The sequence below is a fragment of the Tritonibacter sp. SIMBA_163 genome, assembly GCF_046535935.1.
GTDB classification, from domain to species: Bacteria; Pseudomonadota; Alphaproteobacteria; order Rhodobacterales; family Rhodobacteraceae; genus Epibacterium; species Epibacterium scottomollicae.
The window spans coordinates 44,609-57,790 of sequence record NZ_JAWJBP010000002.1 but is presented as its reverse complement, the minus strand read 5'-3'; the positions used below and the strand labels follow the sequence as shown (position 1 = coordinate 57,790).

Here is a 13,182-nt window from a genome sequence, read left to right as displayed (position 1 = left end):
CTCAGCGCATTGTCACAGGAATGCAATCGGCATTGCCCGCCACCAGGGCCGAGCAGAAGCGCCGCGCGTCCGACAAGTCCTCAAACCCGTGCGCGCGCAGGCGATAGAAGATCCGCCCACCGCTTTCGGCGCGCTGTACCACGCGGGCCTTGTCGTCAAAGAATTCACCAAAGTTGGCGCTGATCCGGGTCCACTCGCTGCGGGCCACCTCGGCACTTTCAAACGCGCCGAGCTGAGCCAGCCGGGTACCAACAGCCAGGCTCTTGGGGTCAATATCAACGGTCCGCTGCTCTGGCTGTGCGGCGCTCTCGCTTGCGGCGGGCGCCGGGGCAAATCGCGCCGGACGAACCTGCGGCCGCGGTGTTTCTCGTACGCCTGGGGCATTGCGGATCGCTGCAGGCACACGGGCGATCGCAACATCTGCGGTATCCAGCGGATCCGGTTGCACGATGGAAGCGGAGGTTTCGCGCAGGTCTTCCAACGGCACCGCCCCGTCCGTCAGGGACGCCACCAATGCGTCGATATCATTGTTGCGCTGCTCCAGCGGCGAAACATCTTCGATCTCTGCGGTTTGCAGTTCATCCTCGGCGACAGGCGCTTGTGCGTCTTCTGCGGCATATTCCGCCTCGAGCGCGGCCTCGTCCTCTGCCGCCTGGGTCAGTGCCGGGATCGGCTGGTCATCCTCAGTGAGGGCAATGGTCTCAGGCGCCAGCCGCAGGGTATCTGCCGGATCTTCGGCGATCCCGTTTGCGGCAACGGAATTGACTGCCAACCCCTGATTGTCCGCCGTCTCGCCGCCCGGCTCCGCTGGCGCCACGCGCATCGGACCCGCAACGGCGCTGACCACCGGCACGCCGGAGACATCGCGCATAATCAGTTTGTATCCCCAGACGGAGATGCTCACCACAAGCGCGATGGAGGCCGCAGCGCCGAGAAACGCCGCCATGCGCCCCAGCTCGCCGCGTGCAGGTTGCGGAGCAAAAAGCTCCTCTTCGTCACCGCCAAACCCGTCACCATAATCGCTGACGTAGTCATATCCCGCTTCGGGGTAGTCGCCTGCGTTGTCATAGTTCCCCGCACCGGAAAACGTGCCGACATTGACGCTCGGCGACTGTCTCAGGCCGAAATTCGGATAGGCTGTCTCTGCCACGGGCTCAGCGGCTTCGATGGCGGCCGCTGCCATGTTGTCTTGCGCGTGATCCTGTGCCGGAGCACGCGAGTATTGATGAGAGGAAAACGGATCGAAGGCGGAGCCTCCGGTGTCACCATCGCCATTTGAAGAGGGAGCGCCCGCGCCCACCTGTGCAAAATATGCCATATCCGCCTCACTGCCCTAAGTCGCAATCATCCCGCCAAAAAAAAGGGCGGGACGCATGCGCGTGGGTCTCTTGATCTGCCTCGGGCCAGCGGTTCGGGTGACTTTGGCGTCACATCTCCTGCGCTGGTTTAACGCCAAGAATACCAAGACCAGCAGAAATGACAATGGAAACAGAGCGGGCAAGTGCCAAATTAGCATGTGTTGCCGTTTGGCTGCTCTCATTAACAAATCGTAAACTCATTTCAGATTTGCCAAGGTGGTATAGCCCATGCAGGTCCGACGCCAGATCATAGAGGAAAAAGGCGATCCGGTGCGGCTCATTGGTGCGTGCAGCAATCTCTACCTGACGGGGCCATTCGGCGATCTTCCGCGCAACCGACAGCTGTGCATCGTGAGCAAGCGTGCTCAACTCGGCTGATGCGAGGGTCGCGTCGTCGGTGGCGATGCCCGCCTCCGACGCCTTGCGCAGGGTCGAATGGATGCGCGCATTGGCATATTGCACGTAGAACACCGGATTGTCCTTGGACTGCTCCAGCGCCTTGTCGAGATCAAAGTCGAAGCCCTGATCGTTCTTACGCGTCAACAGCATGAAGCGCGTCACATCCGCGCCCACTGCCTCGACCACGTCGCGCAGGGTGACAAAGGTCCCTGCCCGCTTGGACATCTTGAATTCCTGGCCGTCCTTGAACAGCTTCACCAGCTGGCAGAGCTTGATGTCCAGCGGAACCTGACCATCGGACAGGGCCGATACCGCTGCCTTCATCCGCTTGACATAACCACCGTGGTCCGCACCGAAGATATCGATCAGCATATCAAAGCCACGGCTGACCTTGTCGTAGTGATAGGCGATATCCGGCGCGAAATAGGTCCAGGCCCCATCGGATTTCTTCACGGGCCGATCAACGTCATCGCCATGTTCGGTGGATTTGAACAAGGTCTGCTCGCGGGGCTCCCAGTCATCGGGTTTCTTGCCCTTCGGCGGCTCCAGCACGCCTTCGTAGATCAGCCCCTTTGCATCAAGGCTCTCCAGAGCGGTTTCGATCCGCCCTGTGCCATAGAGCGATTTTTCCGAATAGAAGACATCCATCTTAATACCGAGAAGCGCCAGATCGCCCCGGATCAGATCCATCATCATCTCGGTGGCGGCGTTGCGGATTTCCTCCAGCCAGATTTCCTCGGGCTGGTCGATGAATTGCGCGCCGTATTTGTCCTTCAGCGCGGCCCCGACATCCTTCAGGTATTCGCCAGGATAGGTGCCGTCTGGGAATTCCACCGTCTGACCATGCGCCTCGAGGTAACGCAGATAGGCCGAGCGCGCCAGAACATCGACCTGCGCGCCGCCGTCGTTGATGTAGTATTCGCGGGTGACCTCATAGCCGGCGTAGTCCAGCAGGCTCGCCAGCGCGTCGCCAAACACCGCTCCCCGTGTATGGCCCACATGCAGCGGCCCGGTTGGATTGGCAGAGACATACTCCACGTTGACCTTCTTGCCCTGCCCCAGATCGGAGCGGCCATAGGCCTCGCCAACCTTCAGCACCTTGCCCAGAACCTCCTGCCAGACCGATGCCTCAAGGCGCAGGTTCAAGAACCCCGGCCCGGCCACCTCGGCAGAGGCGACGCGCGTGTCCGCCCCCAGCTTTGCGGCCAGCGCCTCGGCAATGTCGCGGGGCTTCATCTTGGCAGGCTTTGCCAGAACCATTGCCGCATTGGTTGCCATATCGCCATGCGCCGCATCTCGGGGGGGTTCCACCGCGACATTGGCAAAATCGAGCCCCTCAGGCAGGGTCCCTTCGGCCGTCATGGCCGCGAGGCTATCAATCACAAGCGTACGGATATCGGTAAAGAGGTTCATGTCTGGCGTCCTTTGGTTCAGCCTCAGCGGATACCGAGGGGCGCGCTCAGGGTCAACAGTCGAAGCAGGCGCACCCAATGGCCGCGCGCATACTCTGCGGCGCGACATCGCCCGATCTGCCCCTTTCAAGGGGGCACGACCAGCCCAATCCCGTTCCACGAGGACCACCGCGCGCGACGCAGAAGGGGTTTAGACGCCGCGACACCAGCCCCCCCTTCAGCTTTTTGCTAAATACCTCGGAGCGCGAGGCAGCGCCTCGCTTCCCCACACTGCAGCACGTGCCGTCAGTCTCGGTGGTCCCCCAATGCCAACTGATCATAGAGCTGCAGCGCAAAGCGGTCGGTCATCCCGGCGATATAGTCCGACACGATCCGCGCCCGTTCCACCTCTGTGGCAGCAGCACGGATGTCATCATGCCAGCGCTCCGGCATCGCCATCGTATTCTCCAGATAGTAGGTGAACAACGCCTTCACCACATGTGCGACCCGCTCCCGCACCACCATCACTGACGGGGCACGATACATGCGGGTGAACAGAAACGCGCGCAGCTCTTTCAGCTGACGCCATATCTCATCCGAGAAGGTCACGACCGAGTGGTCAAGCGCCCGGATCTCCTGCACCGACTGGGCGCCTGAGGCGGCCAGTTTCCGGCGCGCGGTGTCGATCACATCACTGACCATCACGCCGAACACCCGGCGCAGCGCCTCGTGCCGACGGCGGTTTGCGTCGAGCCCGGGGTATGTCTCGTCGACCTGCGCATAGGCGGGGCCGATCAGAGACAGGCCGCAAATATCGTCATCACTGAACAATCCCGCCCGCAGCCCGTCATGCAGGTCGTGATTGTTATAGGCCACATCATCCGCCAGCGCCGCTACCTGCGCCTCGGCGCTGGCGTAGGTGTGAAGCTCCAGATCAATCGCCTGATTGCAGGCTGCAAGCGCCCAGGGCAGATCCCCCACAACAGGCCCATTGTGTTTGGCGATCGCTTCCAGCGTCTCCCAAGTCAGGTTCAACCCGTCGAACTCGGCATAGTGCCTTTCCAGCGCCATCACGATCCGCAACGCCTGCGCATTGTGGTCAAAGCCGCCATAGGGCGCCATCATCTCGTGCAGCGCGTCCTCGCCGGTATGGCCAAAGGGCGTGTGACCGAGATCATGGGCCAGCGCCACCGCCTCTGTCAGTTCCTGATTGAGCCCCAGTGCACCGGAAATCGTCCGCCCCACCTGCGCCACCTCGATGGTATGTGTCAGCCGGGTGCGATAGTTGTCGCCTTCGTGTTCAACAAAGACCTGTGTCTTGTGCTTCAGCCGCCGAAAGGCGCTGGCATGGATGATCCGGTCACGGTCGCGCTGGAACGGCGAGCGAAAACTGCTTTCTTCTTCGTCGACCTGACGCCCGCGTGAAAGCTCGGGCATGGTGGCATAGGGCGCGTACATGGTTTATTCCTCGGGAAATCTTGTCGCCTCGCGCGCACCTTTCTATATTTGACTCAACGCTGCAACACGCCATCGGAGAAAACCAGTATGCAACTGCCCCCAAAAGTGACGGATCGTGCCTTTGACCGGCTGGCCGAGATCGGGGCCGCCGACCAGGGCCAGGCCCTGCGCATCGCCGTAGAAGGCGGCGGCTGTTCCGGGTTCCAGTATGAAATCGCTCTGGACGCGCCCAAAGCAGAGGATCTGATCCTCGAAGGCAAAGGACAGAAAGTCGTTGTTGACGAGATTTCCCTGCCCTTTCTGGAGAATGCGGTGATCGACTTTACCGAAGAGCTGATCGGCGCGCGCTTCACCATCGAGAACCCCAATGCCACCTCCAGCTGTGGCTGTGGCACCTCCTTCTCGATGTAACGGCTTTGTGTAGCGGCTGTCAGCGCCCGGTTAGCGTCCGCCGCGCCAGGCGCCGCGACACTTTCCGACACGGGGCTTTTCACGCGGCGCTGGTGCCGTGCCTCGCGTCTGCGACCGCCCGCGACGCCCGGCCCTCTATGCCCCCTCGCCCCCCAGCGCCACGGCGCGGGCCGCTTTGATGGGCGGGGTGTGCGCCTGATCCCACACCAGGAACACGCCAGAGGCAGCAACCACGGCCATGCCCAGATAGGTTGAAACCGCCGGCAGCTCATCAAAGACCAGCACCCCGATCAATGTCATCCAGACGAATTGCAGATTGAGCAACGGCGTGACGGTATAGGCTGGCAACTGACGCAGCGCCAAGACCAGCAACCAGCGCGCACCGAACAGTACAACAGCATAGGTACAGATCCAGCCCCAGTCGGCCACCGCCATCGGCCGCCAGACGAACGGCAAGACACACAGCATCACCACCCCCAATGTCAGGTTCGGATAGAAGACCTGCGGCAGAACATTGCTGTCATACCGACTGATATAGCGCGCCATGATGATGGACAGGGTTCCGAAACCCACGCCCGCCAGCGCCAAGGCCGAACCGGTAGCACCGCCCATCTGCACGGCGGGTCGCATCACCAAAAGACCGACCACCCCGAGACATAGCGCCAGCCAGACCACGGGTCGGATCCGCTCCTTCAGGATCAACCCCGACAGCAGCGCTGCAAAAAGCGGCATCAACGCGATGAAGACAAACACCTCGGCGAGCGCCAGATACCGGAAGGCAAAAAAGAATGACGTGCAGGCCAGAACCGTCGCAACTGACCGCAGCATCATCGCCTTCACGCAACGCGTACTCAACCCATCCGGGTACCCCTGCACGTGATTTACGCCAAGACAAAAGGCCGCCACCAACAGGCCGGAGACCGCGAACAGCTGCGCCGGCGCGAACTCCGACGCCATCATTTTGGTGATCCCGTCCGCCGTGGCGATGAGGCCGGTGTACACCAGCACTGCAATCACCCCTGCGGCAACCCGGTTCATGCGCGACCAACTTGGCCCGAGCGCGAAAACACCTCGAAGAAGGGCTCAAAAACGGGGGTGCTGGCCTCGACCCGGCACAGCAGATCTCCATCCTCCGTGCTCAGGCTCTGCAACAATGGACGACGCATTCTGGCCCAGGTTCCGGGGGCCTGATCCAACAATGTGTAAAGAGCCATCGACACCCCCCGCAACGCACTGGGGCGCGCTTGCCCCTCGATAACGACTGACCCTTTGCAGTCTGCATCAGAAAATCCGCTGCGTCCAACCAGAAGTTGAAACCAATTGCACATCAAATAGGGATGGTAGTCGTCGTTTCCGACGCGCCCCTGTGCAGACCGCAAGGTGAAGCTGCCGACTTGCTGGTCCAACCAACGGCACCAATCCTGCGGCGGCACCTCGTCGCAGAAGGTCAGTGCGATGCAGATCTCGGCCAGCAGATCCGCGTCCTGATCCAGAAAAGCAACCAGCCCAGCGAACAGCAAGCTGCGGCGTTCTTCGCTCTCCAGACGGATCGGCGCGCGGCCATATTCAGTCAGATAGAAAACCACATGTGTCAGCTCGTAGGCGGCCTTGCGGTTTGGCACCGCGAAACAGGCGCTTTGGCGCATGAAGCCCCGCAACCTGTCATCAAGCCCCTCCACGCCGCGCAAATCGACGCCCCGGCGCGCCAGCAAGCGCCGCGCCTCGCCCCGCTGCAGATCCGACAACTCACTGCGTGCGATATCACGGTCGGCAATCCAGCCCGCCATCGCTTCGCCCCGCTCCCCCGGCAGGCCCAGATCCTCCAGGTCGAGACAGATCGACAGGATAAAGCGGTAATACTGACGGAAGAAATTGAGGTGCCGCAGGCTCCCTTCGTAAAATGGGAGTAAAGGCTCCAATGCGCCGCATGATATTTTGCAACCCGTGGTTTCTAAAACATTGAGCAGCTCTGCATTTTCCTTGAGCCACAATACATCAAGGCGATCTTTTCGAAATGCGCCAAAGGTTTCCAACAACCCTGGAACTCCAGAACTATCTCTCTGCGCACGGGCATTTGAAAATGATAAAACCTGCCCCATCGGCATCCCCTCCGCGGAATTAGAAACCTGTCGATTTTCGTGATCCAGCACAGGCCGGATCACGATATCTCACCGGGGTTACTTCATCTGTTCGAGGCAGGTCGACGACACCATATGCGTTGCGGCGCCGCCATGCATGTCTGTCACCTCAGAAGAAATACATGTGGAACTGTAAAGGGATACATGCCCACCCTCATGCGTGCCATCAAGGCAGGTCGAGCTGACGAGCCCAACATTCTCACCAGCAAATGCGCCGGTTTCACACAGTGCGACGTCTACCATTTTCTTCAGTGCAGTCATGACTTTTCTCCTATTTGGAAGCTCACACTTAAAAGGTGCCCGCAAATAGAAATACATCAAGAAAATAATTAGAAACCGCAGCCACCAAATGACAATATCACATTAATTCCGATCAGCAATAAACTGATTCCCGATCCAATTTCGAGTTACACACATTCAACTCACAGAATTACTCACACCGCCATTCCTGCAAAGCAAAAGTCAAAACCGCTTAGGTTGTACGTAGATATTTGCTTTAACCTATTCCCAACACCGATTCCCCTCCCCGGAGGATTCGGCTTCGCCCCCTCTCGCCCGCTTGCAGGACGGTTGGAATTCAGCGATAGAACGGGTCTCGGATCGCAACACGGAGACCGCCATGAAGATCGCCAGTTTCAACATCAACGGCATCAAGGCCCGTGTGAATGCGCTCTCCGATTGGCTGGACGAGGCGCAACCCGACGTTGCCGTCCTGCAGGAAATCAAATCTGTCGACGACGCCTTCCCGCGCGAGATGTTCGAAGAGCGAGGGTACAACCTGGAGACCCACGGCCAGAAGAGCTTCAATGGCGTGGCGATCCTGTCGAAACTCCCCCTCGAGGATGTACGTCGCGGCCTGCCCGGCGATGACAGCGACGAACAAGCCCGCTGGATCGAGGCCACGGTGGTCGGCAAACAGGCGATCCGGATCTGCGGTCTCTACCTGCCCAATGGCAACCCGGTCGAGCTGGAAGAGGACGGAACCCCGGTGGCCGGCGGCAAATACGCCTACAAGCTTGCCTGGATGGAGCGGCTGAAGGCGCGGGCCGAAGAGCTCATGGCAGAAGAGATGCCCGCCCTCATGGCCGGTGACTACAATATCATCCCTCAGGCCGAAGACGCCAAACGTCCAGAGGCCTGGCAGGAAGATGCGTTACATCGGCCCGAAAGCCGCGCCGCCTTTCAGCGCATCGTAAACCTTGGGTTCACCGAAGCCTTTCGCGCCCGGACGCGGGGCCCGGGTCACTATACGTTCTGGGATTATCAGGCAGGCGCCTGGAACCGTGACGACGGCATCCGCATCGACCACTTCCTGCTGACGCCACAGGCTGCGGACCTGCTGAAGGACTGTCAGATCGACAAGGACATTCGCGGCCGTGAAAAGCCGTCCGACCATGTTCCGATCTGGGTCGAGCTGGACATCTGAGCCCTTAGACCATCCGCTCGCCAATGGGCAGGCAACGAGGCCATGCTTTCAGAACGGGGCATGCGCCGCAAATACCTCCCGCCCGGCATCAGCGGCATTCATAATGCCACCACGCCCGTTGGGCCGAGCGCCGCGCGCCCCGCAAGGGGCGCGCGGCGCGGGTCGCTTCGGGCAAAGCCCGAAGCGAAACTCCTCATGCACCGACAAGCGTTTCAGAGCGCGGTTTCATCGTGGCGATAGATCCAGTCGAACTGACTGACCATCTTCTGGGGTGCCAATGAGCCTGCGGCGCGCAAGATCTGATGTGCCGGCCAGCTCAGCGGCGGGCGCAGGTGATACTTCCAAGCATTGCCATTGGCCGCTTCGACCACCTTGGAGGCACGTGTGCGACGACGGGTCTGATAAGCAGCGAGGCCTGCCGCAAGATCCCCTGCCTGCCCTAGGCAATCGGCCAAGGCATACGCGTCCTCCAGCGCCATATTGGCCCCCTGGGCCATGAATGGCAGTGTCGGATGGGCGGCGTCGCCCAACAACGCAACCCCGTCATGCCCCCATGTCTGCGCCACGGGATGACGGAACAAGCCCCAGAGCTTCACCTCGCGCACATCATCAAGCAAGGCACCAGCCGCCCCGCCAAAGTTGCCAAACGCCTGGCGCAGGTTCTCCGGATTGTCGCTGCGGTTCCAGCTCTCATCCGCCCATTCTCGACGCTCTTGGGCTGCAACCAGGTTGACCAAAGAGCCGTCTTTAAGGGGATAGGCCACCAGATGTCGCCCCGGCCCCATGAAGACCTGCGCCTCGGCTGGCAACTCCAGTCGGTTGGGCACGGTTGCCCGCCAGGCCACCTGACCGGTGAATTTTGGTGCCGAGACAGGATTGAGCGCCGGACGCACCCGCGAATGCAGCCCATCTGCACCAATCACCAGATCCGCGCCACATCGGGCACCATTGGCCAGCCGGACTTCGGGACGCGCACCGGGCACAACGCTGCTGACCTTTTGCAACAGCCGCACCTGAACGCCGGACCGGCGCACCGCATCCGCCAGCAGGTTGATAAGATCAGCGCGGTGGACGAAGTAATACCGCAGATCGTGAGCATATTGGTCGAGATCCAGGCGCAAAACCTCGCGGCCTTCTCGGTGATGGCGCAGCACCACGGCACGCGCGCGCTGTGCGCACCAGGCCAGATCATCCGCCAGCCCCATTGCCCGCAGCACCGCAACACCGTTGGGCGTGACCTGCAGCCCGGCGCCGACTTCGGAAATCTGCTCGGCCTGCTCCAGCACCGTGACCTGCGCGCCTTTTGCACGCAAAAGCTGCGCCACCGCCAGGCCGCCAATCCCGGCGCCGATCACCGTTACCCTGATATCCTTGAAATTCATGCACCCAATGCCTGCTTACCGCACGTATAAGCTCATAACAAAAAAGCGCCGGAGCAAAAGGCCCGGCGCTTCATAAACTTGTGGATGGACTATAAAATTAGTCGTCGCGATGGACTTTCTCGCGCCGTTCATGCCGTTCCTGAGCTTCAAGGCTCATGGTGGCAATCGGACGTGCGTCCAGACGCTTGAGTGAGATCGGTTCCCCCGTCACGTCACAATATCCGTATTCGCCCTCGTCGATACGGCGGATTGCGGCGTCGATTTTGGCAACCAGTTTGCGTTGACGATCACGCGTGCGCAACTCCAAGGCCCGGTCAGTCTCTTCGCTTGCGCGATCAGCCACATCGGGAATGTTACGCGTGTTTTCCTGCAGGCCTTCGATGGTATCCCGGCTTTCGTCCAAAAGCTCGGCTTTCCAATTCAGCAACTTGCGACGGAAATACTCCATTTGCCGTTCATTCATAAACGGCTCGTCTTCGGCCGGGCGATAGTCCTCCGGCAGAAACACGTCCTGCTTCATTTCGGCTCCTTCGGTCTGGCCCATAATCTTGGTCTCTTTTAAATTTCCAAGCATCGTGGCTCCCCCATGCCGCAGCGTTTAATCCCAAGCGCGCCGAATGTCACTACACAATAGTGGTGCGCTATGATTATACGGAACCCTAACATGCCAGTTCGGCAATTGTATGGCGCAACCCAAGGGAGAGTTCATGTTATTTCAGGGCACTAAGGACTACGTGGCAACCGAAGACCTGAAAATTGCGGTCAATGCAGCCGTCACGCTGGAGCGCCCTCTGCTGGTCAAGGGAGAGCCCGGCACCGGCAAAACCGAGCTGGCCAAGCAGATTTCCAGCGCCCTTGGCATGCGCATGATCGAATGGAACGTGAAGTCGACCACCCGCGCCCAACAAGGACTCTATGAGTATGACGCCGTCTCCCGTCTGCGTGACAGTCAGCTTGGTGACGAACGCGTGCATGACGTGGCGAACTACATCCGCAAAGGCAAGCTCTGGGAAGCCTTCGAGGCCGATGAAAAAGTGGTGCTGCTGATCGACGAGATCGACAAGGCGGACATTGAGTTTCCCAACGACCTCTTGCAGGAACTCGACAAGATGGAGTTCCACGTCTACGAGACCGGCGAAACCATCCGCGCCAAGAACCGCCCGGTGATCATCATCACCTCGAATAATGAAAAGGAACTTCCCGACGCCTTCCTGCGCCGCTGTTTCTTTCACTACATCCGCTTTCCCGATGCCGAGACGATGAAAAAGATCGTTGAGGTGCACCACCCAAATATTAAGCCGGATCTGTTGTCTGCCGCACTGACGCAGTTCTACGAGATCCGCGACACGCAAGGTCTGAAGAAGAAGCCCTCGACCTCCGAGGTGATCGACTGGCTGAAACTGCTGCTGGCCGAAGACCTGAGCCCCGAGGATCTGAAACGCGACGGCGCCAATGCGCTGCCGAAACTGCATGGCGCGCTGCTGAAGAACGAACAGGACGTGCATCTGTTCGAACGGCTCGCCTTCATGGCGCGGCGCGGGCGCTGACGCGCCCCGCCTGCCTCGGCAGGCACACGCAGGGCCTCAACACCCTCATGACTGCAAGGCGGCAGGCAAAAGCCGACATGCAGGGGCGCGCCCCAAGACCAGCGCCTTGATCGGGGCCATTGCGTGGCATTGACGCCACGCACCGCCCTCTCCGCTTCAAACTGATGTCCAATTCCTGGTCAAAGTAGTAGCCTCGATAGGGTCCGTTTCCGATGACGGACCAGACAGGGCAGTCAATTGACTTTGAAACACCATTTTTCGGGATACAGCTTGCGCGCACGGCGCCCCCTGATGACTGGGCTGGCGGTTCTGCTGGCATTGGTCGCCGGGGCCTGCAGCGATGGCGCCTCACCGCCATCGCGCGCGTCGGCGTCCCTGACCATGGACCTGCCCCCGATCCGCACCTTCCCGACACGCGCCGCGCTGCCGCCCCAGCGCTCCAATGCCGATATGGCGCGCGATTTTCTGGATCTGCACTTCCGCCTCGAAGGCGGTACGGAAATGCCGGTGCTGACCCGATTTGAAACGCCCGTAGGCGTGACCATCACCGGCAGCCCCACCGCAACGCTGCGCCCCGATCTTGAGGCCCTGCTGTCCCGGTTGCGCAACGAGGCCGGGCTCGACATCCGCCGGCTGCCGACAGGGACGCCCGCGGCCATTACCATAGAGGCGGTCAACCGCTCCCGCATTCAGCGCCTGCTGCCGCAAGCCGCCTGTTTCGTGGTTGCCAATGTCAGCTCTCTGGACGAATACCGCCGCACCCGCCGACAGCCCCAGACCAACTGGAAGAACCTGCGCAGCCGCACGCGGCTGGCCATTTTCGTTCCCAATGATGTCAGCCCGCAGGAACTGCGCGACTGTCTGCACGAGGAACTGGCCCAGGCGCTGGGGCCGCTGAACGACCTCTACCGGCTGCCGGACTCTGTCTTCAACGACGACAACGTACATACGGTTCTGACCGGGTTCGACATGCTGATGTTGCGGGCGACCTACGACCCGGCGCTGAAAACCGGCATGACCCGCGCCGAGGTCGCCGCGAGGCTGCCAGCCATCCTGGCCCGCTTGAACCCGGCCGGTCAGCGTCGCGCCTCTGCCCCTCTGCCGGAAACTCCACGCAGCTGGGGGCTGGCGGTGGAGACCGCATTGGGCGGTTATGGGTCCGGCGCCATGCGGATCCGTGCGGCGCATGAGGCCGCGCGCATTGCCCGTGACCTCGGCTGGCGGGACCATCGTCGTGCATTTGGGCATTTTCTGATCGGCCGTGCCATTCAGGACAGTAATCCCACAGAGGCTGAGGCCCATTTCCGCAGCGCGCTGACCTTCCTCGGCAGCGGACCCGACACGGCTGGGCATCGTGCGCTCGTGCAATCCCGACTGGCCAGTTTCGCCCTACGCCAAGGCAAGCTGAAAGAGGCGGACCGCCTGATCGCACAGGCCCTGCCCGCGGCAACCGCTGGGCAAAACGCGGCTCTGATGTCCACTCTGCTGGTCTTGAAGGCGCATCTGGCAGAGGCGCGCGGGCAGAAACGCGCAGCGAGCAGCCTGCGGTCCGAGAGCCTTGGCTGGGCGCTCTACGGCAATGGCGTCGAGGCCACGGTGAAAACACGGCTGCGCGAGGTTGCCGCAGCGCGCCCGTGACCTTTGCACATGAGGCGAAGCCGGGCTATATCCG

At 60.9% G+C, this 13,182-nt stretch carries 12 protein-coding genes; 4 read left to right on the top strand and 8 right to left on the bottom strand.

The features are described 5' to 3' along the window. Position 1 precedes the first annotated feature (1 nt). The 3 genes from R0J92_RS04180 to R0J92_RS04170 all read right to left on the bottom strand — a co-directional run bounded on the left by R0J92_RS04180 (position 2) and on the right by R0J92_RS04170 (position 4,606). Positions 2-1,318, bottom strand: a complete 1,317-nt coding sequence (locus tag R0J92_RS04180) for an SPOR domain-containing protein (protein ID WP_411050827.1) — start codon at positions 1,316-1,318, stop codon at positions 2-4. Positions 1,319-1,427: 109 nt separating this feature from the next. Beyond that, on the bottom strand, positions 1,428-3,170 hold the full coding sequence (argS, locus tag R0J92_RS04175) for an arginine--tRNA ligase (RefSeq protein WP_411050826.1): 1,743 nt from the start codon (positions 3,168-3,170) through the stop codon (positions 1,428-1,430). Positions 3,171-3,454: 284 nt separating this feature from the next. Then, a complete protein-coding gene (locus R0J92_RS04170) occupies positions 3,455-4,606 on the bottom strand; it encodes a deoxyguanosinetriphosphate triphosphohydrolase (RefSeq protein ID WP_411050825.1) in 1,152 nt (383 codons plus the stop codon). 87 nt (positions 4,607-4,693) lie between these two features. Between R0J92_RS04170 and R0J92_RS04165 the strand changes: the two genes are divergently transcribed. Beyond that, entirely contained in the window at positions 4,694-5,017 is a 324-nt protein-coding gene (locus tag R0J92_RS04165) for a HesB/IscA family protein (RefSeq protein WP_106164541.1), read from the top strand. A 135-nt stretch (positions 5,018-5,152) separates the two neighbouring features. On the opposite strand, the gene R0J92_RS04160 is transcribed toward R0J92_RS04165, so the two are convergent. From R0J92_RS04160 to R0J92_RS04150, 3 genes are all read right to left on the bottom strand, one after another. Further along, positions 5,153-6,055, bottom strand: a complete 903-nt coding sequence (locus R0J92_RS04160) for a DMT family transporter (protein ID WP_411050824.1) — start codon at positions 6,053-6,055, stop codon at positions 5,153-5,155. Continuing rightward, positions 6,052-7,116, bottom strand: a complete 1,065-nt coding sequence (locus R0J92_RS04155; RefSeq protein WP_411050823.1) for a DUF6902 family protein — start codon at positions 7,114-7,116, stop codon at positions 6,052-6,054. Before R0J92_RS04155 ends, R0J92_RS04160 begins: the two co-directional genes overlap by 4 nt. Positions 7,117-7,194: 78 nt before the next feature. Then, positions 7,195-7,416 (bottom strand): hypothetical protein, encoded by a 222-nt coding sequence (locus R0J92_RS04150; protein WP_411050822.1) that lies wholly within the window; start codon positions 7,414-7,416, stop codon positions 7,195-7,197. 358 nt (positions 7,417-7,774) lie between these two features. On the opposite strand from R0J92_RS04150, the gene xth reads away from it, so the two are divergent. Further along, a complete protein-coding gene (gene xth, locus R0J92_RS04145) occupies positions 7,775-8,581 on the top strand; it encodes an exodeoxyribonuclease III (protein WP_411050821.1) in 807 nt (268 codons plus the stop codon). Between the two features lie 212 nt (positions 8,582-8,793). Here the strand turns inward: xth and R0J92_RS04140 are convergent, their stop codons facing one another. Together R0J92_RS04140 and dksA are read right to left on the bottom strand one after the other, a co-directional pair. Next, a complete protein-coding gene (locus tag R0J92_RS04140) occupies positions 8,794-9,963 on the bottom strand; it encodes an FAD-dependent monooxygenase (protein ID WP_411050820.1) in 1,170 nt (389 codons plus the stop codon). 97 nt (positions 9,964-10,060) lie between these two features. Next, on the bottom strand, positions 10,061-10,483 hold the full coding sequence (gene dksA / locus R0J92_RS04135) for an RNA polymerase-binding protein DksA (protein ID WP_005634254.1): 423 nt from the start codon (positions 10,481-10,483) through the stop codon (positions 10,061-10,063). A 187-nt stretch (positions 10,484-10,670) separates the two neighbouring features. On the opposite strand from dksA, the gene R0J92_RS04130 reads away from it, so the two are divergent. Further along, positions 10,671-11,510, top strand: a complete 840-nt coding sequence (locus R0J92_RS04130) for an AAA family ATPase (RefSeq protein ID WP_106164535.1) — start codon at positions 10,671-10,673, stop codon at positions 11,508-11,510. A gap of 291 nt (positions 11,511-11,801) precedes the next feature. Beyond that, complete coding sequence (locus R0J92_RS04125) at positions 11,802-13,148, top strand: DUF2927 domain-containing protein (protein WP_411050819.1); 1,347 nt, start codon at positions 11,802-11,804, stop codon at positions 13,146-13,148. The last annotated feature ends 34 nt before the right edge of the window (positions 13,149-13,182 follow it).

Bases quoted from the DNA above. Each gene is read 5' to 3' on its own strand.
- xth (WP_411050821.1), top strand. From the start codon at position 7,775: ATGAAGATCGCCAGTTTCAACATCAACGGCATCAAGGCCCGTGTGAAT.
- dksA (WP_005634254.1), bottom strand. From the start codon at position 10,483: ATGAAGCAGGACGTGTTTCTGCCGGAGGACTATCGCCCGGCCGAAGAC.
- R0J92_RS04150 (WP_411050822.1), bottom strand. From the start codon at position 7,416: ATGACTGCACTGAAGAAAATGGTAGACGTCGCACTGTGTGAAACCGGC.
- argS (WP_411050826.1), bottom strand. From the start codon at position 3,170: ATGAACCTCTTTACCGATATCCGTACGCTTGTGATTGATAGCCTCGCG.
- R0J92_RS04125 (WP_411050819.1), top strand. From the start codon at position 11,802: ATGACTGGGCTGGCGGTTCTGCTGGCATTGGTCGCCGGGGCCTGCAGC.
- R0J92_RS04155 (WP_411050823.1), bottom strand. From the start codon at position 7,116: ATGGGGCAGGTTTTATCATTTTCAAATGCCCGTGCGCAGAGAGATAGT.
- R0J92_RS04165 (WP_106164541.1), top strand. From the start codon at position 4,694: ATGCAACTGCCCCCAAAAGTGACGGATCGTGCCTTTGACCGGCTGGCC.
- R0J92_RS04130 (WP_106164535.1), top strand. From the start codon at position 10,671: ATGTTATTTCAGGGCACTAAGGACTACGTGGCAACCGAAGACCTGAAA.
- R0J92_RS04160 (WP_411050824.1), bottom strand. From the start codon at position 6,055: ATGAACCGGGTTGCCGCAGGGGTGATTGCAGTGCTGGTGTACACCGGC.
- R0J92_RS04180 (WP_411050827.1), bottom strand. From the start codon at position 1,318: ATGGCATATTTTGCACAGGTGGGCGCGGGCGCTCCCTCTTCAAATGGC.
- R0J92_RS04140 (WP_411050820.1), bottom strand. From the start codon at position 9,963: ATGAATTTCAAGGATATCAGGGTAACGGTGATCGGCGCCGGGATTGGC.
- R0J92_RS04170 (WP_411050825.1), bottom strand. From the start codon at position 4,606: ATGTACGCGCCCTATGCCACCATGCCCGAGCTTTCACGCGGGCGTCAG.